This is a genomic window from Pigmentiphaga litoralis (assembly GCF_013408655.1).
GTDB classification, from domain to species: domain Bacteria; phylum Pseudomonadota; class Gammaproteobacteria; order Burkholderiales; family Burkholderiaceae_B; genus Pigmentiphaga; species Pigmentiphaga litoralis_A.
In genome coordinates this window covers 3,840,534-3,858,921 of record NZ_JACCBP010000001.1, presented here as the reverse complement: position 1 = coordinate 3,858,921, position 18,388 = coordinate 3,840,534, and the positions used below count along the sequence as shown (strand labels likewise).

Below are 18,388 nucleotides of genomic sequence, written 5' to 3'. Positions count from 1 at the left end.
CTGCCGGATTGAGCACTAACCTGCATGCTCTGCCAGGACATTGTTAACGTTACCGAGGAGACCGCCATGTTGATTCACCCCGATGCCTTGCGTCGATGGGCCGCGCTTGCCGCTGTTGTTGGCGTGCCGGCTTTGCTTGCCGGTTGCGGCGGCGATGACGATGACAATACGCCCACGGCCCGTCCGGTGCCCGATGCCGCGTCGCTGCGCACGGCGTGTCCGACGCTGACCGGCAAGACCGTGGCGGCAGCCGACATCGGCCTGCCCAGCGCGCCCGCGACGGTGACGGCAGCGGCGATCGTTGCCGCCACGACAGGCGCGGCGCCCACGCCGGAATACTGCCGGGTGTCGGGATCGATCGCGCCGACGACAGCGGGTGCGGATCCCATCGTCTTCCAGGTGAACCTGCCACTGACGTGGAACGAGAAAGCGGTCATGGTCGGTGGGGGCGGTTTCAACGGCAGCCTGGTGAACAGCCTGGCGCCCTTGCGCGATGCGCCCGCCGGGCAGCCCCTGCCGATCACCCAGGGCTACGCCATGTTCGGCACCGATTCGGGTCACGACGCCACGGCGTACAACACGACCGATCCCGGCAAGTTCGCATTGAACGACGAGATGTTCGTGAACTTTGCGCATGCGTCCTACAAGAAGGTGAAGGACGTCGCGCACAGCCTGATGGGGACCTACTACCTGCGCAAGCCGGCCAAGCAGTACTACTACGGCGGGTCGGAAGGCGGGCGCGAAGGCCTGATGATGGCGCAGCGCTATCCGGCCGATTTTGACGGCATCGTGTCCGTCGTGCCGGTGATCTACTGGACCGGCCTGTTTAACGGCTTCATCAATTTCAGCAAGCCGCAGTTCACGGGCGGCGCGCTCAGCACGGCCAAGATCAGCGCATTTGCCAAGACCGTGAACGACACGTGCGATGCACTGGACGGCGCGGCAGATGGCGTCGTCAGCAACTATCTGGCGTGCGCATCAAAAATGAACCTGGCCAGCCTGCGCTGCGTGGCCGGCGCCGACACCGGGCCGACGTGCCTGTCCGATCCGCAACTGGCCACCTTGCAGGCCACCTATGGTCCGACCGTGTTGCCGTTCGCGGTGGCCAACGGCAGCACGACCTATCCGGGTCGCCTGTTCGGCGGCGAAGTCCAGCTGGGCGGTGAAGGCATTGGCCGCTGGATTTCCACGGGGGTAGTGCCCACGGTGCCGACGCCGGTGGCGACGGACGCGCGTGGTGTGATCTACGGCAGCAGCTATGCGCGCTACGTGATTGCAAAGGATGCCAATTTCGACGTGCGCACCTTCAATGCGGCGGCGTTCGAAGCGCGGATCAAGGCGGTGTCGGAACTGATGGATGCCAGCAATCCCAACCTGGCGGCATTCCGCGCACGGGGCGGCAAGCTGATCATCCGTGAGAACACCGGCGACATGGCACAAAGCCCGCTGGCCGGCATCAACTACGTGCAGAACGTGGTCAGCACGATGGGGCAGTCCAACGTCGACAGCTTCCTGCGTCTGTATGTGTCGCCGGCGTCCTCGCATGGCGGTACGGCGGCCAGCCTGACGACGGGCACCGAAGTGCCGACCACGTATGACCTGTTGGGTGCCCTGGATGGATGGGTGACGTCCGGTCAGCCGCCGGCCGATGCGCTGGTGCAGGTGCGCAACGCCACGACCGCGCCGTTCACGACGCTGGCGTCACGCCCGATGTGCCGCTACCCGAACTACCCGCAGTATGTGTCGGGGGATGCCAATCTGGCCGCCAGCTATCGGTGCGCAGTGTCGGCGCCGTAAGCGTTTATTCCACGCCCAGCCGCGCCGACAGATGCGCCACCGCGTCCGCAAAGGCCGGATTCGTCCGGTCGCGCGGCCGGGGCAGGTCGATCGCCAGGTTCTCGACCACCGACGCCGGCTGTCCGCCCAGCACGACCACGCGATCCGCCAGGAACACGGCTTCGTCGATGTCGTGCGTGACGAACATGACGGCCGACTGGCTGGCCTGCCACAGGCGGATCAGTTCGGCCTGCAGCTTGCGGCGCGTCAGGGCATCGACTGCGCTGAACGGCTCATCCATCAACAGGATGTCGGGCTTGACGGCCAGGGCGCGGGCAATGCCCACGCGTTGCGCCTGACCGCCCGACAGCTGGTGCGGCCAGCGATCCCCAAACTCGGCCAATCCGGTCAATGACAAGGCTTCGGTCACCCGCTCGCGTTTCTGGGCTGCGTCGATATCCAGCGTTTCAAGCCCATAGGCCACGTTGTCCGACACGGTACGCCAAGGCAAGAGACGGCCATCCTGGAACACCACTGCGCGGCGCCTGCGGCCGGGCCGTTGCGGCAACGTAAAGCGCATCGAACCGCCACCCGGTTCGATCAAACCGGCGGCGACACGCAGCAGGGTCGACTTGCCCACACCGGACCCGCCCACCACGGCCACGAAACTGCCCGCTTCGATCGCCAGTGACAGGTCCTGGATGACCGGGCCCGCAGCACCCGGATGGGTATAGCTGAGGCCGTCGAATTCCATTACGGACGCCATGCGAGCACCCTCCGTTCGATCAACCCGTACACCAGGTCGCACAGCGCGTAGACCAGCGAAATGGCCAGCATATAGACCACCACGGCTTCATACGCGCCGACACCGGCCGCCGCGTTCATCTCTTGCCCCATGCCGGGTACGCCCAGCAGTTCGGCGGCGATCAGTGTCATCCACGCCTGGCCGATGCCGGTGCGCACGCCGGCCAGCGTGCCAGGGGCGATGGCGGGCAGGGTGATGCTGCGGGCGCGGCGCCAGTAGCCGCCCTGGCCAAAACTGCGAGCCAGTTCGTAAAAACGTGGATCGATGTTGCGCACTGCGCTGTAGGTCGCAAAGTAGTTGACCCAGAACACGCCGATGGCGATCACGAACGCCGCGCCGGCATGGCTGACCTTGAACCACGCAATCGCGAACACCACCCATGCCAGCGGCGGGATCGGCCGCAGGATGCGCGCCAGGTAGGCCTGCAGCATGTCGAAGCGATGCACCGTGGCCGCCGCCATGCCGACCAGAATGCCGAACAGCGTGCCCAGCCCGAGTCCCCAAAAGTAATGGATCAGGCTGGACCCCACGGCGGGCAGCAAGCGGTCGGACTGCCATTCCTGCAGGAAGGCATCGGGCAGTAGGAAAGGATCGGGCAAGGTACCCGGGCGCACCCAGGCAAACACGCCTGCTGCTTTCCACAGCAGTACAAAGAGCACGACACCGGCGACGCCATAGACCACGCGCGTCACGGCGCCCGAAGAACGGGAAGCAGACAAGATGTTCCCGCTTTATCGAACCGCGGCAGGCTTGCCGGCTGGGGGCGCTGCGTTTGCGGGTGCGGCCTTGGCCGGCGCGGCCGCCGATTTGACGGCGGCGTCGTAGAACTGCGTGTCGAACAGCTTTGTCACGTCCACGGGCGGGCCTTCCAGCGTGCCGGTGTCAGCCTGGAATTTCTGCAGCACCAGGGTGGCTGGGATGATGGTGTTCGGATCGGCCACGAACTGGCCCTTGGAATTGCGAATGGCCTTTTCGACGATATCCAGGGGCAGACGTCCGCCGCCCACGTATTTCTGCACGGCCGGCGCAGCCTTGGCTGGTTGCGTGTCCAGCAGCCTGGTTGCGGCAATGTGGCGCGTGACCAGTGCCTGCACCACGGCCGGTTGTTCGCGGATCAGCTTTTCACGCACCAGCAGCACGGCGCCGGGCTGGCGCGGGAACAGATCGTTGCCACGGGCAACCACCCGCGCCTGCGGGGCACGCGTCAGCACGGTGGTCACGGTCGGTTCAAGGATCGCCGCGCCGTCGATCGCGCCGGTCAGCAGCGCCTGCTGGATCTGCGATTCGCCCTGCGTGATCAGCTTGAGGCTGTTGGGATCGGCCTTGATGCGGTTGCGCAGCCAGTATTGCAAGGCGGCTTCGGGCACGGCGCCTTTGGGGTAGCTGGCGATCACGGGCTGACGGCCCTTGTCCTTGGCAAAGCGCGCAAAGGCGGTGCCGGCATCCCCTGACGCAAAGTAGGGGGCCAGGTCGCCCATCGCCACGAAGCTGACCTGCTCGACGATGTTGGACGCCACGACCTTGACGTCGGCGCCCTTGCCGCGCGCGACCAGCGCCGGGCCAATGCCCACGTAGGCGATGTCCAACTGGCCAGCCAGCAGCGCCTGGACGAGCGCCGGGCCGCTCTGGAACTGGACGAGCTTGGGCGCACCGCCTTCGGCCGGCAGGGTGCCTTCTTCGCGCGCAATGAACAGCTGGGCCGCGGGAATGATCGGCAGATAGCCGATTTCCAGGGGCGCGGCCGTGGCGGCGGCGCCATACGAACCCAGTCCCAGGCCCAGAGCCAGTGTTGCCGACGCGAAGATGCGCTTCATGATCGTTAGAACCTCAAGTGATATAGCGGGGTGTTTTAATGACTTTATATATTGTATTTGCCTTGTTTCGACTCGTTTAATTACTAAAAGCTATATGCTTAAGACGTCGCTTTCCTGTGTCAGACATGGGCTGACAACCGGCTTACGCCCAGCGTCAGCCCCCAGGGAAATCGTCCGCCAAAACACCACACCGGCAGCCCGCGCGTTAGTCCCCGACGCCTGCGGCTGTTAAGATTGCCCTCTTACTTACCCCCGCGATGTCCTATTCCATGCTCCCCGAGCAACAGGTACAACTTCTCAGCCTGATCGGCGCCGCCGTCCAGGCCGTTGCCCCCGAGGCGACTCCCACGCTGCTCCTGGAACGCCCCAAGGCTGCCTCGCATGGCGACGTGGCGACCAATGTGGCGATGCAGATCGCCAAGCCGCTCAAGCGCAATCCCCGAGACCTCGCACAGCAGATCGTCGAATCCCTGATGGCCCAGCCGGGCGCCACCGCGTTGATCGCGAGCGCTGAAATCGCCGGCCCGGGCTTCATCAACCTGCGTATTGCTCCGGCCGCCAAGCAGGCCGTGATCGACGCGATCCGCGTGCGGGGCGCCGACTTCGGGCGCGCGCCATCGATCGGCCGCAAGGTCATCGTCGAATTCGTTTCCGCCAATCCGACCGGTCCGCTGCATGTGGGCCACGCCCGCCAGGCCGCGCTTGGCGACGCGCTGTGCCGCCTGTTCGGCGCCGGCGGCTGGGACGTGCATCGCGAGTTCTATTACAACGACGCCGGCAACCAGATCCACAACCTGGCCGTCAGCGTCCAGGCGCGTGCGCGCGGGATCGACACCACGCATCCGGACTTCCCGGCGGACGGCTATCGCGGCGAATACATTGCCGAGATCGCCGAAGACTTCAAGGCCGGCAAGACGGTGCAGGCGGCCGATGCCGAGCCCGTCACCGCGTCGGGCGACGTCGACAACATGGAAGACATCCGGCGCTTTGCCGTGGCGTACCTGCGCCGCGAGCAGGACCTGGACCTGGCCGCGTTCGACCTGAAGTTCGACAATTACTACCTGGAAAGCTCGCTGTACACGTCGGGCCGGGTCGACAACACCGTGCAACGGCTGATCGACAGCGGTCACACCTACGAGAACGAAGGCGCGCTGTGGCTGCGCACCACCGAACTCGGCGAAGGGGACGACAAGGACCGCGTCATGCGCAAGTCCGAAGGCGGCTATACCTACTTCGTGCCCGATGTGGCCTACCACGTCACCAAGTGGGAACGCGGCTACACCAAGGCCATCAACATCCAGGGATCCGACCACCACGGCACCATCGCCCGCGTGCGCTCGGGCCTGCAGGCGCTGGGCGTGGGCATTCCCAAGGGCTACCCCGACTACATCCTGCACAAGATGGTCAAGGTGATGCGCGGCGGCGAAGAGGTCAAGATCTCCAAGCGCGCGGGCAGTTATGTCACCTTGCGCGACCTGATCGACTGGGTCGGCCGCGACGCCGTGCGCTTCTTCCTGATCCAGCGCCGCGCCGACACCGAATTCGTGTTCGACGTGGACCTGGCGCTCAAGCAGACCGACGAAAACCCGGTGTATTACATCCAGTACGCGCATGCCCGCATCTGTTCGATCCTGAACAGCTGGGGCGGTGATGTGGCCGCGCTGGCCCAGGCCGACGCGTCGCTGCTGGTGGCCGAACGCGAATTCCTGCTGATGCAGCGCCTGGCCGAATTCCCCGGCATGCTCGGCATGGCCGCGAATGACCTGGCGCCGCACCACGTGGCGTTCTGGCTGAAGGACTGCGCCGCCGACTTCCACGCCTACTACAACGCCGAACGCGTGCTAGTGGACGACGAAGCGCTCAAGCTGGCGCGCCTGTCGCTGCTGGCCGCCACCCGCCAGGTGCTGGCAAACGGCCTGAGCCTGCTGGGCGTGACCGCGCCCGAACGGATGTGAACCTGCGATGCCCTTGAACTCTCCCCGCCTGCGCAAGCAACACGGCGGCACCATGTTCGGCCTGATCGCCGGGCTGCTGGTCGGCCTGGTGGTTGCCGTGCTGGTGGCGGTCTATGTGAACAAGGCGCCCGTGCCCTTCGTGAACAAGACCGCGCGCGTTCCGCCGACCAGCCAGCAGCCGGTCGACCCGGCCAACGCGCCCGACCCCAACCGCAGCCTGTACGGCAAGGACGCGCCGGCCGGTTCGGTGCCGCCGTCCAGCGGCCCGCCCGCCATCTCGGCCCCGCCGCCGGCACCGGTCCCCAACGCGCGCCGCAACGACGACCCCATCGCCAGTTTCTATACCGGTCCGGGATCGTCCACCCCGACACCGCCAGCCGGCCGCACGCCTGCCTCGCCGGCAACGCCGTCGTCGCCTGCCGTGCCGGAAAGCACCGGTACCTACTATCTGCAGGTCGGCGCGTTCCGCGTGATCGAAGACGCCGAAGCCCTGAAGGCGCGGCTGGCCTTCATGGGCTTCGAGGCCCGGCTGGAAACGGCGGACGTCCCGAAAGGCACCGTCAATCGCGTCCGGCTTGGCCCGTTCGCCAAGCTCGATGACATGAACCGCTCGCGCGCGCGCCTGGCCGAAAACGGCATCGAAGCGGCAGTCGTAAAGAAGTAGGAAGGAACTCGGGCCCGCCCTGGCCGGTCCGAGTCTCACGCGCCCACGTGGCGGCACAAGGGTGCCGCCCGGGCCGGCACTTGCATACAAAGGGAAATTCCATGATCGGTCGTCGTTCTGTTAGCCGTCTCTTGACGGGTCTTGCGTTTGCCGCGGCTTCCGTGGCGCTCCTGCCGTCGGTGGCATCGGCCCAGCAGTTCCGTGAAGGCACGGAGTACACCCGCCTGGCGCAGCCGCAGCAGACCGAGTCGCAAGGCAAGATCGAAGTGACCGAGTTTTTCTGGTACAGCTGCCCGCACTGCAATGCGCTCGAACCCAGCCTTGAAACCTGGATCAAGAAGCAGCCTGCCGACGTCGTGATCAAGCGCGTACCGGTCAAGTTCAACGCCGGCATGGAACCGCAGCAGCGCCTGTACTACACGCTGGAAGCGCTGGGCAAGGTCGACCAGCTGCACCGCATGGTCTTCAGCGCGATCCATGAACAGCGCCAGCCGCTGAACACGGCCGACCGCATTGCCGATTGGGCGTCAAAGAACGGCCTGGACAAGGCGCAGTTCACCGCCGCCTACAACTCGTTCGGCGTGCAGTCCAAGGTGCAGCGCGCCGCCAAATTGTCGGAGTCGTACAAGATCGACGGTGTGCCGACGCTGGCTATCAACGGCAAGTATCTGACGTCGCCGGCGCAGGCAGGCAGCAACGCCGCCGCGCTGCAGGTGGCAGACTTTTTGATTGCGCAGGCGCGCAAGGAAGGCGGCGCGAAGTAATCCGGTTTTTCACGCCTGGCTTCGTGCCAGGGGCAGTGACTGACTTGAAAACAAAACACCTCGAAGGTGGGACGGTTGTCCTGGCTTCGGGGTGTTTTTTTTGGGGATGAGGGGGCGTTTTTGCAGGGCGGGAAGGGGCATGACGTAGTTCCCCGCATTTACCGGAAAAGGCACGTCTCTATCATCGACACGCTGGCGCGGCTGGTGATGCTGCGGCAGTTCAACTCGTGCTTATCCTCCCCCACCTGAAAGGTCCGCCCATGAGCGATGTCATCAGCCCCACCCTGCGGCGTTTCCTAGACCAGCTGATCGCGATCGATGCGCGTAAGCATCATGTCGATGCTGCCGGGCTTGCTTCGGCTGCTTCGGTTGCTGCCACTGCCGGTGATTCCGCCGACGCAGCCATTGCAGCTCCCCGTACCACGCTTGATGTCCTGGATGCCCTGCCCAACGATGACGTATGCCGCGTGGCGGCGCTGACGTGGGTGGGACGCGGCGATTTTCCCACCTTTGCCGAGGCTTACGACTATGCCAAGCTGGACCTGCAGATCCGCGGCAAGGGCACGTTGATCGCCACCATCGTGCAAAAACCCCTGTTCGAACTCGTGCCTGCGGCGTTGCGGAAACTGAAGCTCGTGTGAGCACCATCGGTGGCATCGGTGCGTCATCGGTGCCATTCGACTGGCCGAGTCCGAATGATCGAGTCGGTTTCCGCGCATTTCTCAGGCGCTTCATCGTGCGCAAAATCGGGGCTCCTTCACCTGGAATCCGGACATGGCGCACAACGACGTGATTGCGGAATTGATGGCGCGGGCCCAGGCCGTTGCCGAATCGGTGTTGCCCGATCCGCAGGGCGATCTGGTGATGATGCTGTTCCAGCGGCTGTATCTGGCAGGCGAGTCCGAAGCCGCCGTTGGCGACCGGCTGATGCGCGCCGTGATGCTGGCCCGCACGATCATGGACGAACCGCCGCAACGGGCGATCATCGCGATCTTCGGCAAGACGTGCATCGAGGTGGACGTGCGGGCGGCGACGCCGGCTGGCAAGCGGTGATCCGCGCGTGGATCCCTGCCTGGCTCACTGCCTGGATCCCTGCCTAAATCACTGCGGTGATCACCGCGTGATGGCTCCGCGACTTACGGCGTGGCCGTGCTCGTTGCGATCAGCTCGCGTAGCCAGACATGCGACGGATCCCGGTGGCACCGGTCATGCCACAGCATCGCCATCTCGTAGCCAGGCACGTCCACCGGGGCCTCGACCACCGTCAGTCCCGGCTCGTTGCGCACCAGCCGCCAGGGCACCATGGCCACCAGATCGGTCTGCGCCAATACCGATCGCATGAACAGGAAATGCGGCACTGACAGCGCCACCCGGCGGGTCAAGCCTGCGGCGGCCAGCGCATCGTCGGTCACGCCGTGGAAGCTGCCGCCATAGGTCGACACCAGCACGTGCTCCAGCTTGCAAAATTGCGCAATGGTGGGCCGGCGCTTCAGCTTGGGATGGCCCGCACGGCCAGCCAGTACGTACCGCTCGTCAAACAAGGTGCGGCGATGCAGGCCGGCCGGGCTGTCGGCGGTCGTGTGGAACGCCAGGTCGATCGTGCCCTGTTCCGCGCGCGAAACGACCAGCGGGATCGACAGTGGCAGGACGGCGACCCGGGTGTCTGGCGCGGCCTTCCGCAATGGGCCGAGGGTGGGCAAAACGATGGTGGATTCGGCATAGTCCGACGCGGCCATGCGCCACGTGTTCGTCGCCGTCGACGGATCGAAGGGCTGGGTCGGAAGCACCGCGCGTTCCAATGCCGCCAGCGCCTCGCGCAAGGGTTCACGCAGTTCATCGGCCCGCGCTGTCGGCCGCATGCCGCGTGGCCCTGGCAGCAGCAAGGGGTCATTGAACACGTGCCGCAACTTGGCCAGATGCACGCTGATCGACGGCTGCGAAAAACCCAGACGTTCAGCCGCACGCGTGACGTTGTGCTCGGCCAGCAGCGCGTCCAGCGTCAGCAGCAGATTCATGTCCAGCCGGCGTAAATTAATCATGGCAATACCTGGGATGTCAGCAATTCATTTCCACTATACCGGCGCCACGCCTACGCTGCCTGCTTCGGTCATCTTCCAGAAGCAGCACCATGAACATTCTTATCGTCTACGCCCACCCCGAACCCCGCTCGCTGAACGGGTCGCTCAAGGATTTTGCAGTGTCCCATTTGCAGGCCGCCGGTCACGCCGTGCAGGTGTCTGACCTGTATGCCATGCAGTGGAAAGCGGGGCTGGATGCGCGGGACAGCCTGGATCCCCCCGTGGACGGCCGGTTCGATGCGTCGGCCGACTCGCGGCGCGCGTTCGATGCGGATCGTCAAAGCGCCGACATCAAGCTTGAGCAGGACAAGCTGCGTTGGGCGGACGTCCTGATCCTGCAATTCCCGCTGTGGTGGTATTCCATGCCGGCCATCATGAAAGGATGGGTGGACCGGGTGTACGCCAACGGCTTCGCCTATGGCGTCGGTGAACATTCGGACGCACGGTGGGGCGAGCGTTTTGGCGAAGGCGTCATGTCAGGCAAGCGCGCCATGGTGATGGTGTCGACCGGTGGATGGGAATCCCACTACGCACCGCGGGGTATCGGCGGGCCGATCGACGATATCCTGTTTCCGATTCAGCACGGAATCCTGTTCTACCCCGGCTTCGCGGTCCTGCCGCCGTTCGTGACCTACCGGACAGGCAAGATTGACGATGCCAAGTTCGCAGCGCTGTGCACTGCGCTGGGCGACCGGCTGGATACGTTGGGATCGACACCGCCGATTCCCTTCCGCCCCCAGAACGCCGGCGATTACGACATTCCGGCGTTAACGCTGAAGGCGGACATAACGCCGGGGCTGGAAGGGTTTGGCGCGCATCGTGCGGCGGTCGACGATGTGTGAAGGTGTCTTGGCGGTCTGCTCAAGCTGCAAGAACTGGACGCATCACGCGGATCACCGCATCTTGCGCCATCTCATTTGCGACAAACCCGGACTCGTCCATCCCTGCTGTATATCGATCTATTCGCTCAATAGCCTGGAGAATGTGATCAACGAAGTCCTGGGCGCGCAATTGCTTGCTCACACGGGCACCGCCTCGGACAGCACAGTGCTGCGGAAGGAGTCCGGGAGCGCCTTGGGCGTAAGTACGTCAACGGACACGCCAAGCAGGTTCTGCAGCTCAACCTGAATGGCAGCAACGTTCATCAACGTCGTTTCGGAAGTGGGGTCGACGAGGATAGCGAGGTCGCTTCCATCCGTGTCATCGCCGTGAATAACCGATCCGAAAACTCGCGCGTTCTCTGCATGATGAGATTCAACAACGCGTCGAATCGCGGCGCGATTGGAGGCCAGGGCTTCAGAAGGTCGCATCAATGCTTCCAGATCGATACTAATGCTTTGTTATACAACACCCATTGCGAATATCCGCCTTACCGTTCCGGCCCGAACCACACCTGTCCCAGCACATGCTTGGGATCGATGGCGGACTGTACGCGGCCCGCGAATTCCTGGACGGTGTCGGCGGTGTAGCGGTGGTAGAAACGTTCGTTGTAGGGGCCGACTCCGTGTTCGGCGCTGAAGCTGCCGCCGTAGCTGCGAACGACCAGGTCATAGATGGCGATGCGCAGCGATTCGATCGTGGCGTCGTCCGGTTTCTGTTCCGCTTCCTTGGGCCAGACGATGTTGAAGTGGCAGCCACCGTCCGCCCAGTGCCCGAAGTCATACAGGCGCAGGAAGGGGAAGCGGGCGTCCATCATCGCGATGGCTTCGGCGCGGAAGGCGACCATGGCCGAGCGGGGCACGGCAATGTCGAACGCGATCAGCTTGCCCTGGTGCCGAATGGATTCGCTGATGGAATGGCGGATCTTCCAGAGGTCGGGTCCGCCGTCGAGCAGGGCGTTGGCGACCAGCACATCGAAGTGCTGTTCCAGGAAGCCGTTCAGCGCTTCCTGCAGGTCCATGCCCAGCGTTTCGCGCGATGCGGTGGCGCTCAGCTCCACCAGCAGCATGTAGTCGGGAATCGGTTCGGGCGCAAAGGGGTTGGACACCGACGGCATGTGATCCAGCACGGCTTCGATGCACGTTTTGGAGATGCCTTCGTAGGCCGTCAGGAAGTCGCCGAATTCGCCTTCCAGGGCGATCAGCAGGTCCAGGATGGCGTCCTGACCGGTCGGCACGATCAGTGCGGTGGCGGTCTGGCGGGGCAGGGGGTGCACCTGCAGCACGGCGCGCGTGATGATGCCGCCCGCACCACCCGTGCCGACGAAGAGCTGCTTCAGGTCGTAGCCGGTGTTGTTCTTGCGCAGGCCGGTCATCAGGTCCAGCACTTGTCCTGGCGGGTCGGCCAGCACCACTTCCAGGCCAAGCAGGTTGTGCCGCACGTCGCCATAACGCACCAGGCGCGAGCCGCCCGTGTTGGTGGCGATCATGCCGCCCACCGAAGGGTTGGCGCCCAGGTCGATCGGGAAGCACAGGTTGTCGGCGGCCAGCTTCTCGTTCAGGTCCTGCAGCGTGACGCCGGCGCCGACCGTGGCGGTGCGGTTGGCCCGGTCCACGATGACGTCGCCGCGCAGGCGCTCCAGGCTCATCACCACCTGCAGACCCGTTTCGTTGGGCGTGCTGGCCGCCACCAGGCCCGTATTGGCGCCCTGGGCGATCAGCGGCGTGCCGGTGCGCAGGCACAAAGCGAGCACTTCGCCAATTTCGGCGGCGGACGACGGCCGGACCACGAAACCCGCCTTGCCTTCGCCATAGCGGGCGCCGATTTCATATCTGAGCTTGTCGGCCGCTTCGGCAAAGACATGTTCCTGCCCGACAATACGGACGAGTTCGGTGGCGAGTTCTGGGTGCAGGCGCCCGGGGGCGCCCAGGGCGGAAGTGTCGATCGTGTCGTTGGGCATGGCGTATTCGTGCAGGACAGCAACTGGGTCTTCGACTATACCCCGCGATGCCCGGACTCGCAGGCAGCGAGCCAGGACACTTTCGTCCAGGCCCGCTCACCCAAGGCCCACCCGGGCGGCTATCCTTGCTTCACATCCGGGAGACAGATTCGATGTTCGTATTCATTACCGGCGCCAGCAGTGGCATTGGCGAGGCCCTGGCCCGCCAGTACGCCGCCCAGGGCGCCACGATCGGCCTGGTCGGCCGGCGACAGCAGATGCTTGACGCCTTGGCCGCCAGCCTGCCCGGCACGCACCATTGCTACGCGCTGGACGTGCGCGATCGCGACGCGCTCCACCGGGCCGCCGCCGATTTCCAGGCGGCGTGCGGGCGGGTGGATCTGGTGATCGCCAACGCCGGGATCAGTGTCGGCACCCTGACCGAAGAAATGGAAGACTTTGACGGCTTCAAGACCGTGATCGACACCAATCTGGTGGCCATGGTCGCCACCTTCGAGCCCTTCATTGCCGGCATGAAAGCGCGGCGGGCCGGCCAGCTCGTCGGCATCGCCAGTGTGGCGGGCATTCGCGGCCTGCCAGGTGCTGGCGCATACAGCGCGTCCAAAGCCGCAGTGATCGCTTACTGCGAAAGCGTGCGCAATGAACTCATCCATTACGGCATCCGCGTCTCCACGGTGGCGCCGGGCTACATCCGCACACCGCTGACCGCGCACAACCCGTACACCATGCCCTTTCTGATGGAACCCGACGTGTTCGCCGAGAAGGCGGCGCGGGCCATCGCGCGCGGCACCCGCTACACCGTCATCCCGTGGCAGATGGGCGTCGTGGCGCGGCTGCTGCGGCTGCTTCCGGCGGTGGTGTACGATCACTTCGCTTCCAAGGCGCCACGCAAGCCGCGCGCCTCGCGTCCTTCCTGACGCCCCTGTCCGCTTCCTCCCCGCTGGTCTATGCACGCTTCCCTGCTTCGTTGGCTTCCTTTCCTGGCGTGGCCGCGCCCCACGTCCGACACGCTGATTGCCGATGCGCGCGCGGGCTTCACGCTGGGCCTGATCCTGGTGCCGCAAGCCGTGGCGTATGCCATGCTGGCCGGGATGCCGCCGATCACGGGGCTGTACGCGGCGCTGATCCCGCCAGTCATCAGTGTGCTGTTCGGATCGTGCCAGTTGCTGGGCGCGGGCCCGGTTGCGCTGACGAGCATGCTGGTCGCGGGTTCCCTGTCGGGCCTGGCCTGGGCAGGGTCTCCGCGATGGGTGGAACTGGCGATCTGGCTGTCCCTGATCGCGGGCGCCATCCAGATCCTGGTCGGCATGCTGCGCCTGGGCATGATCGTCAACTTCCTGCCGGCCACGGTGGTGGGGGCGTTTACCCAGGCGGCCGCGATCCTGATCGTGCTGTCGCAATTGCCCGCAATGCTGGGCCTGGATGGCAGGGCAGTCGCTGACCTGTTCCAGTCAGGACGGTACGCCGACATCGCGTTTTCGGTCGACTGGACCGGCTTTGCCTTCGGTATCGGGACCCTGGTCTTCCTGCTGGCGCTCAAGAAGTACAGCAAACGGATGCCGGTGGTGCTGGGCGCAGCGCTGGTGTGCGGGATCGTCAGCTGGCTGACCGGATACGGAGCCCGGGGCGGCGCGGTGGTGGGCGCCTTGCCCGCTGGCTTGCCGGACTTCGCGGTGCCCACCCTGCTGTCCTGGGAAGACTATCGCGCGCTGCTGCCGGCCGCCGCGGTGATCGCGATCGTCAGCTTTGTCGAAGCCTTGTCCAGCGCCAAGACCATTTCGCGCAGCAACCGCCAGCGGTGGGATGAAGACCAGGAATTCATCGGCCAGGGCCTGGCCAAGCTGACCAGCGCCTTCAGTGGTGCCTTCCCGGTCAGCGCGTCCTTCTCGCGATCGGCGCTCAATCTGTATGTGGGTGCTCGCACTGGCTGGTCGGCGCTGTTTGCCTTCGTCTGCGTGCTGGTCAGCCTGCTGTTCCTGACCCCGGCCATCGCCCACCTGCCCAAGGCCTTCTTGGCCGCGGTGATCGTCGTGCCGGTCATGAACCTGGTGCAGCCGGCGTTTTTCGTGCGGCTGTGGCACACGTCTCGGCCCGAAGCGGTCATTGCGGTCATCACGGCCATCGCCACGCTGATTTCGGCGCCCCAGCTGCAGTGGGGCGTGCTGGTCGGCTTCATCCTGTCGCTGAGCTATTTCATGTATGGCCGCGCGCATCCCCGCATCATCGAAGTGGGGGTGCATGAAGACGGCACGTTGCGGGATCGGGCGCGGTTTTCACTCGGCGCGCTGGCGCCCGACGTGCTGGCCGTGCGGATGGACGCCGCCCTGAGCTTTGTGACCGCCACCCCGCTGGAACACTTCATCATGACGCGGGTGCGGGCCGATGCGTCCATCAAACGTGTGTTGATCTACGCCGGTCCGATCAACAGCATCGATACTACCGGGGTGGATACGCTGAGTTATCTGGTGGGCAACCTGCGGGAGCAGGGAGTCGAGGTCTACCTGGCCGGACTCAAGAAGCAGGTGGAAGACGTGCTGGTGGCATCGGGCGCCATGAAGGTGATCACCCCGAGCAACCTGTTCCGGACGGAACGGGAGGCGATCCACAGCCTGGTGCTGCCTGCGGGCGTGGCCGCGCAGGGACATTGAGCGGTGATCCTGACGGGTCGAGCCTTCAAAAAGGTCGAGCCTTCAAGAGGGCCGAGCCTTCAAGAGTGCTGGGCCTTCAAGAGGGCCGAGTCTTCAAAAAAAGGGTGCAGCCCTCAAGCCAGCTGACCCTTCAATCCGGTCAGGCCCTCAAACCGCCTGGAACCGGATCACGCCATCGTCACCTGTGATCCGCTTTGCCCTGCCGGCATACATCAGCATGTGCAGGTGCGCGATCGACTCGCCCAGCGCAAACGTCATCTGATGCAGGTCCAGCTTGCGCTTGAACAGCACCGGCACGATATCGAAGGCGCTCTTGGGCTCGGCGCACGCCGTCAGCACGCGCGCCAGATGCTCGGCATGGTGATCGTGTTGCTGCTGGATGCGAGTGTGAATGCCGACGAACGGCCGGCCGTGCGAAGGCAGGGTCAACGCGTCATCAGGCACATCGGCATACCGTGACAAGGAATCCAGGTAGTCCTGCAGCGCATTGCCTTGCGGCTCTTCGCTGTTCACGCTGACGTTGGTGGAAATGCGCGGCAGCACCATGTCGCCCGAGATCACCACATTCAGGGACTTGCTGTAGAACGACGCATGTTCCGGGGCGTGGCCATAGCCGATGATGACCTGCCAGTCATGCCCGCCGATCGTCACGATGTCGTTGTCGACAATACGGATGAAACTGGACGGCACCTTGGGCACCAATTGCGAGTAGTAGCTCTTGCGTTTGCGCACACCGTCCAGATCTTCCGGGTTGGTCATGCCATGGCGTTCGAAGTGCCTGGCCAGGCGTTCGCCGCCGCCGCCCGAATCGGCGCCGCAGTACAGCTGCGCGACCACGAAATCGGTCATCGTCATCTGCAGGGGGGCATTCCATTTTTCGGTCAGCCAGTGCGCCAGGCCGATATGGTCCGGGTGCATGTGGGTGACGATCACGCGCACCACCGGCAGCCCGTCCAGCTCGTTGGCGAACACCTGTTCCCACATGCCCATGACTTCGTCGCGGGCCACCCCGCAGTCCACCACGGTCCAGCCGTCGCGGCCTTCGTAGGTGTCGCGCATCAGCCAGACGTTGATATGGTCGAGCGCGAACGGCAGGGGCAGCCGGACCCACCGGATACCCGGGGCAACCTCAATGGACGTGCCGGCGGCTGGGAGGGTATCGTTGAATGGATACTGCAGTTGGTGTTCGAGAGGGTTCATGCCGTCGATTGCTCCTGGACGCCTGGCCGCCTAGAATGGGGTTTACGTTTACGTAAAGTGCAAGTGTACCTATGTCGGCGCCCACCTACACGATTTCCGACCTGGCGCGCGAATTCGGCGCCACGGCCCGGGCCATCCGTTTCTACGAAGACGAAGGCATCCTCTCGCCCACCCGGGAAGCCTCGCAGCGCGTCTATTCCGCGCGCGATCGCACCCGCCTCAAGCTCATCCTGCGGGGTCGGCGGCTCGGTCTTTCCCTGGCCGAAATCCGCACCCTGCTCGACATGTACGATGAGCCCAAAGACACTGTGCCGCAGTTGAAGGAGTTCCTGTCGGTGCTGAGTCAGCATCGGCAGATTCTCGAGCGCCGCCGCGAAGATATCGATCTCACCCTGGCCGAGATCGATGCCCAGGAAGCCATGGGTCGGCGAATGCTGGACCAGTTGAAGGAAGGTCCGTCGGAATACGGAAGCAAGAAGAAGAAAGCGGGTTCCCGCTCAGTCACCGCATAAGTGCATACCCTCTATCGAATCAGGAGTTTTCCATGTCCGATCCCGTCGTCATCGTTTCCGTCGCACGCACGCCCATGGGCGGCATGCTCGGCGAATTGTCCGCTCTGTCTGCCAACGAGCTTGGCGCGGTCGCCATCAAGGCCGCGGTCGAACGCGCCGGATTGAAGCCGGAACAGGTCCAGGAAGTCATCATGGGCAACGTGCTGCAGGCAGGCCAGGGCCAGGCGCCCGCCCGCCAGGCCGCGCTGGGCGCAGGCCTGCCGCAGACCACCGCGTGCAGCACGATCAACAAGATCTGCGGGTCGGGCATGAAGGCCGCGATGATCGCGCACGACGCGCTGGTCGCGGGCAGCATCGACATTGCCGTGGCCGGTGGCATGGAAAGCATGACCAACGCGCCGCACCTGCTGCCCAAGGGCCGCCAGGGCATCCGCTTCGGCCACGCCACGATCTATGACCACATGGCCATGGACGGCCTGGAAGATGCCTATGACAAGGGCCGCGCCATGGGCGTGTTCGCCGAAGACTGCGCCGACAAGTACGCATTCACCCGCGAACAGCAGGATGCGTACTCGCTGGAATCCCTGAAGCGCGCCCGCGCCGCGATTGAAGACGGCAGCTTCGAATGGGAAATTGCCCCCGTCACCGTGCAGGGCCGCAAGGGTGAAGTCGTGGTCGCCAAGGACGAAGCGCCGGGGAAGGCCATGCCGGAAAAAATCCCGACCCTGAAGCCGGCGTTCAAGAAAGACGGTTCCATCACGGCCGCCAACTCGTCGTCGATTTCGGACGGCGCGGCCGCCATGGTGATGATGCGCGAATCGACCGCCAAGGAACTGGGACTGAAGCCGCTGGCGCGCGTCGTCGGCCACGCGTCGCACTCGCAGGAACCGAAGTGGTTCACGACCGCCCCGGTCGGCGCCCTGAAGAACCTGTTCAACAAGACCGGCTGGAAGGCCGACGACGTGGACCTGTTCGAGGTCAACGAAGCCTTTGCCGTCGTGGCCATGGCCGCGATCGAAGACCACAAGCTGGACGCATCCAAGGTCAACATCCACGGCGGCGCGACGGCGCTGGGTCACCCGATCGGCGCCAGCGGCGCGCGTCTGCTGGCCACGCTGATCGGCGGCCTGCGCAAGACCGGCGGCAAGAAGGGTGTGGCGACTCTGTGCATCGGCGGCGGCGAAGCCGTGGCCATGGCCGTGGAAATGATCTGATCGCCACGGGTCTGATCGCCACGGTCTAGATCCCACGGCGCACTGCGCCTTGCGTCATGCCTCGCCTGTTGGGGCAGGACGCACACTACCGGGCCGCGTCAGTTCCTGCGCGGCCCGTC

Annotated in this window: 19 protein-coding genes; 11 read left to right on the top strand and 8 right to left on the bottom strand. The window is 64.8% G+C overall.

Features of this window, described 5'->3' with window-relative positions; all coding sequences use genetic code 11:
* Nucleotides 1–66: 66 nt before the first annotated feature.
* Nucleotides 67–1,797 carry a tannase/feruloyl esterase family alpha/beta hydrolase gene (locus tag HD883_RS17560; protein ID WP_179583171.1) on the top strand — a complete coding sequence of 577 codons (1,731 nt, stop codon included), beginning with the start codon at nt 67–69 and terminating at the stop codon, nt 1,795–1,797.
* Nucleotides 1,798–1,801: 4 nt separating this feature from the next.
* Here the strand turns inward: HD883_RS17560 and HD883_RS17555 are convergent, their stop codons facing one another.
* From HD883_RS17555 to HD883_RS17545, 3 genes are read right to left on the bottom strand one after another with little or no spacing between them, the layout of a single operon-like run.
* On the bottom strand, nt 1,802–2,542 hold the full coding sequence (locus HD883_RS17555) for an ABC transporter ATP-binding protein (RefSeq protein WP_179583173.1): 741 nt from the start codon (nt 2,540–2,542) through the stop codon (nt 1,802–1,804).
* Nucleotides 2,530–3,300, bottom strand: a complete 771-nt coding sequence (locus HD883_RS17550; protein ID WP_218863106.1) for an ABC transporter permease — start codon at nt 3,298–3,300, stop codon at nt 2,530–2,532. The genes HD883_RS17555 and HD883_RS17550 overlap by 13 nt, the downstream gene beginning before the upstream one ends.
* Before the next feature lie 12 nt (nt 3,301–3,312).
* Complete coding sequence (locus tag HD883_RS17545) at nt 3,313–4,395, bottom strand: ABC transporter substrate-binding protein (RefSeq protein ID WP_179583175.1); 1,083 nt, start codon at nt 4,393–4,395, stop codon at nt 3,313–3,315.
* Between the two features lie 269 nt (nt 4,396–4,664).
* Here HD883_RS17545 and argS point away from each other — a divergent pair, with 269 nt between their 5' ends.
* The 5 genes from argS (at nt 4,665) to HD883_RS17520 (ending at nt 8,831) form a co-directional block, all read left to right on the top strand.
* Entirely contained in the window at nt 4,665–6,350 is a 1,686-nt protein-coding gene (gene argS, locus HD883_RS17540; protein ID WP_179583177.1) for an arginine--tRNA ligase, read from the top strand.
* Between the two features lie 13 nt (nt 6,351–6,363).
* A complete protein-coding gene (locus tag HD883_RS17535; protein ID WP_257022275.1) occupies nt 6,364–7,014 on the top strand; it encodes an SPOR domain-containing protein in 651 nt (216 codons plus the stop codon).
* Between the two features lie 101 nt (nt 7,015–7,115).
* The gene (locus HD883_RS17530; protein WP_179583178.1) at nt 7,116–7,778 is read left to right on the top strand and encodes a thiol:disulfide interchange protein DsbA/DsbL; all 663 of its coding nucleotides are present in this window, start codon (nt 7,116–7,118) and stop codon (nt 7,776–7,778) included.
* A gap of 260 nt (nt 7,779–8,038) precedes the next feature.
* Nucleotides 8,039–8,419 carry a hypothetical protein gene (locus tag HD883_RS17525; protein ID WP_179583180.1) on the top strand — a complete coding sequence of 127 codons (381 nt, stop codon included), beginning with the start codon at nt 8,039–8,041 and terminating at the stop codon, nt 8,417–8,419.
* Nucleotides 8,420–8,552: 133 nt separating this feature from the next.
* On the top strand, nt 8,553–8,831 hold the full coding sequence (locus tag HD883_RS17520; RefSeq protein ID WP_179583182.1) for a hypothetical protein: 279 nt from the start codon (nt 8,553–8,555) through the stop codon (nt 8,829–8,831).
* Nucleotides 8,832–8,914: 83 nt separating this feature from the next.
* On the opposite strand, the gene HD883_RS17515 is transcribed toward HD883_RS17520, so the two are convergent.
* A complete protein-coding gene (locus tag HD883_RS17515; RefSeq protein ID WP_179583184.1) occupies nt 8,915–9,817 on the bottom strand; it encodes a LysR family transcriptional regulator in 903 nt (300 codons plus the stop codon).
* Nucleotides 9,818–9,906: 89 nt separating this feature from the next.
* Here HD883_RS17515 and HD883_RS17510 point away from each other — a divergent pair, with 89 nt between their 5' ends.
* Nucleotides 9,907–10,698 carry an NAD(P)H-dependent oxidoreductase gene (locus HD883_RS17510; RefSeq protein WP_179583186.1) on the top strand — a complete coding sequence of 264 codons (792 nt, stop codon included), beginning with the start codon at nt 9,907–9,909 and terminating at the stop codon, nt 10,696–10,698.
* A 19-nt stretch (nt 10,699–10,717) separates the two neighbouring features.
* Here the strand turns inward: HD883_RS17510 and HD883_RS17505 are convergent, their stop codons facing one another.
* Genes HD883_RS17505 through HD883_RS17495 form a run of 3 tightly spaced genes read right to left on the bottom strand, consistent with a single transcriptional unit; the run spans nt 10,718 to nt 12,695 of the window.
* A complete protein-coding gene (locus HD883_RS17505) occupies nt 10,718–10,879 on the bottom strand; it encodes a HepT-like ribonuclease domain-containing protein (RefSeq protein ID WP_179583188.1) in 162 nt (53 codons plus the stop codon).
* Nucleotides 10,876–11,166 (bottom strand): nucleotidyltransferase family protein, encoded by a 291-nt coding sequence (locus tag HD883_RS17500; protein ID WP_179583190.1) that lies wholly within the window; start codon nt 11,164–11,166, stop codon nt 10,876–10,878. Before HD883_RS17500 ends, HD883_RS17505 begins: the two co-directional genes overlap by 4 nt.
* Nucleotides 11,167–11,225: 59 nt before the next feature.
* Complete coding sequence (locus tag HD883_RS17495; RefSeq protein ID WP_179583192.1) at nt 11,226–12,695, bottom strand: FAD-binding oxidoreductase; 1,470 nt, start codon at nt 12,693–12,695, stop codon at nt 11,226–11,228.
* Nucleotides 12,696–12,847: 152 nt separating this feature from the next.
* On the opposite strand from HD883_RS17495, the gene HD883_RS17490 reads away from it, so the two are divergent.
* Both HD883_RS17490 and HD883_RS17485 read left to right on the top strand, forming a co-directional pair.
* Nucleotides 12,848–13,612, top strand: a complete 765-nt coding sequence (locus HD883_RS17490) for an SDR family oxidoreductase (protein WP_179583194.1) — start codon at nt 12,848–12,850, stop codon at nt 13,610–13,612.
* A gap of 30 nt (nt 13,613–13,642) precedes the next feature.
* The gene (locus tag HD883_RS17485; protein ID WP_179583196.1) at nt 13,643–15,343 is read left to right on the top strand and encodes a SulP family inorganic anion transporter; all 1,701 of its coding nucleotides are present in this window, start codon (nt 13,643–13,645) and stop codon (nt 15,341–15,343) included.
* A 147-nt stretch (nt 15,344–15,490) separates the two neighbouring features.
* On the opposite strand, the gene HD883_RS17480 is transcribed toward HD883_RS17485, so the two are convergent.
* Nucleotides 15,491–16,543: an MBL fold metallo-hydrolase gene (locus HD883_RS17480; protein WP_179583198.1), complete on the bottom strand. Its 1,053-nt coding sequence runs from the start codon at nt 16,541–16,543 to the stop codon at nt 15,491–15,493.
* A gap of 71 nt (nt 16,544–16,614) precedes the next feature.
* Between HD883_RS17480 and HD883_RS17475 the strand changes: the two genes are divergently transcribed.
* Nucleotides 16,615–17,055: a MerR family transcriptional regulator gene (locus tag HD883_RS17475; RefSeq protein ID WP_179583200.1), complete on the top strand. Its 441-nt coding sequence runs from the start codon at nt 16,615–16,617 to the stop codon at nt 17,053–17,055.
* 32 nt (nt 17,056–17,087) lie between these two features.
* Nucleotides 17,088–18,269, top strand: a complete 1,182-nt coding sequence (locus tag HD883_RS17470) for an acetyl-CoA C-acetyltransferase (protein WP_179583202.1) — start codon at nt 17,088–17,090, stop codon at nt 18,267–18,269.
* Nucleotides 18,270–18,388 lie beyond the last annotated feature (119 nt).

Bases quoted from the DNA above. Each gene is read 5' to 3' on its own strand.
- HD883_RS17560 (WP_179583171.1), top strand. From the start codon at position 67: ATGTTGATTCACCCCGATGCCTTGCGTCGATGGGCCGCGCTTGCCGCT.
- HD883_RS17510 (WP_179583186.1), top strand. From the start codon at position 9,907: ATGAACATTCTTATCGTCTACGCCCACCCCGAACCCCGCTCGCTGAAC.
- HD883_RS17485 (WP_179583196.1), top strand. From the start codon at position 13,643: ATGCACGCTTCCCTGCTTCGTTGGCTTCCTTTCCTGGCGTGGCCGCGC.
- HD883_RS17555 (WP_179583173.1), bottom strand. From the start codon at position 2,542: ATGGCGTCCGTAATGGAATTCGACGGCCTCAGCTATACCCATCCGGGT.
- HD883_RS17515 (WP_179583184.1), bottom strand. From the start codon at position 9,817: ATGATTAATTTACGCCGGCTGGACATGAATCTGCTGCTGACGCTGGAC.
- HD883_RS17490 (WP_179583194.1), top strand. From the start codon at position 12,848: ATGTTCGTATTCATTACCGGCGCCAGCAGTGGCATTGGCGAGGCCCTG.
- HD883_RS17475 (WP_179583200.1), top strand. From the start codon at position 16,615: ATGTCGGCGCCCACCTACACGATTTCCGACCTGGCGCGCGAATTCGGC.
- argS (WP_179583177.1), top strand. From the start codon at position 4,665: ATGCTCCCCGAGCAACAGGTACAACTTCTCAGCCTGATCGGCGCCGCC.
- HD883_RS17500 (WP_179583190.1), bottom strand. From the start codon at position 11,166: ATGCGACCTTCTGAAGCCCTGGCCTCCAATCGCGCCGCGATTCGACGC.
- HD883_RS17495 (WP_179583192.1), bottom strand. From the start codon at position 12,695: ATGCCCAACGACACGATCGACACTTCCGCCCTGGGCGCCCCCGGGCGC.
- HD883_RS17530 (WP_179583178.1), top strand. From the start codon at position 7,116: ATGATCGGTCGTCGTTCTGTTAGCCGTCTCTTGACGGGTCTTGCGTTT.
- HD883_RS17525 (WP_179583180.1), top strand. From the start codon at position 8,039: ATGAGCGATGTCATCAGCCCCACCCTGCGGCGTTTCCTAGACCAGCTG.
- HD883_RS17520 (WP_179583182.1), top strand. From the start codon at position 8,553: ATGGCGCACAACGACGTGATTGCGGAATTGATGGCGCGGGCCCAGGCC.
- HD883_RS17545 (WP_179583175.1), bottom strand. From the start codon at position 4,395: ATGAAGCGCATCTTCGCGTCGGCAACACTGGCTCTGGGCCTGGGACTG.
- HD883_RS17480 (WP_179583198.1), bottom strand. From the start codon at position 16,543: ATGAACCCTCTCGAACACCAACTGCAGTATCCATTCAACGATACCCTC.
- HD883_RS17470 (WP_179583202.1), top strand. From the start codon at position 17,088: ATGTCCGATCCCGTCGTCATCGTTTCCGTCGCACGCACGCCCATGGGC.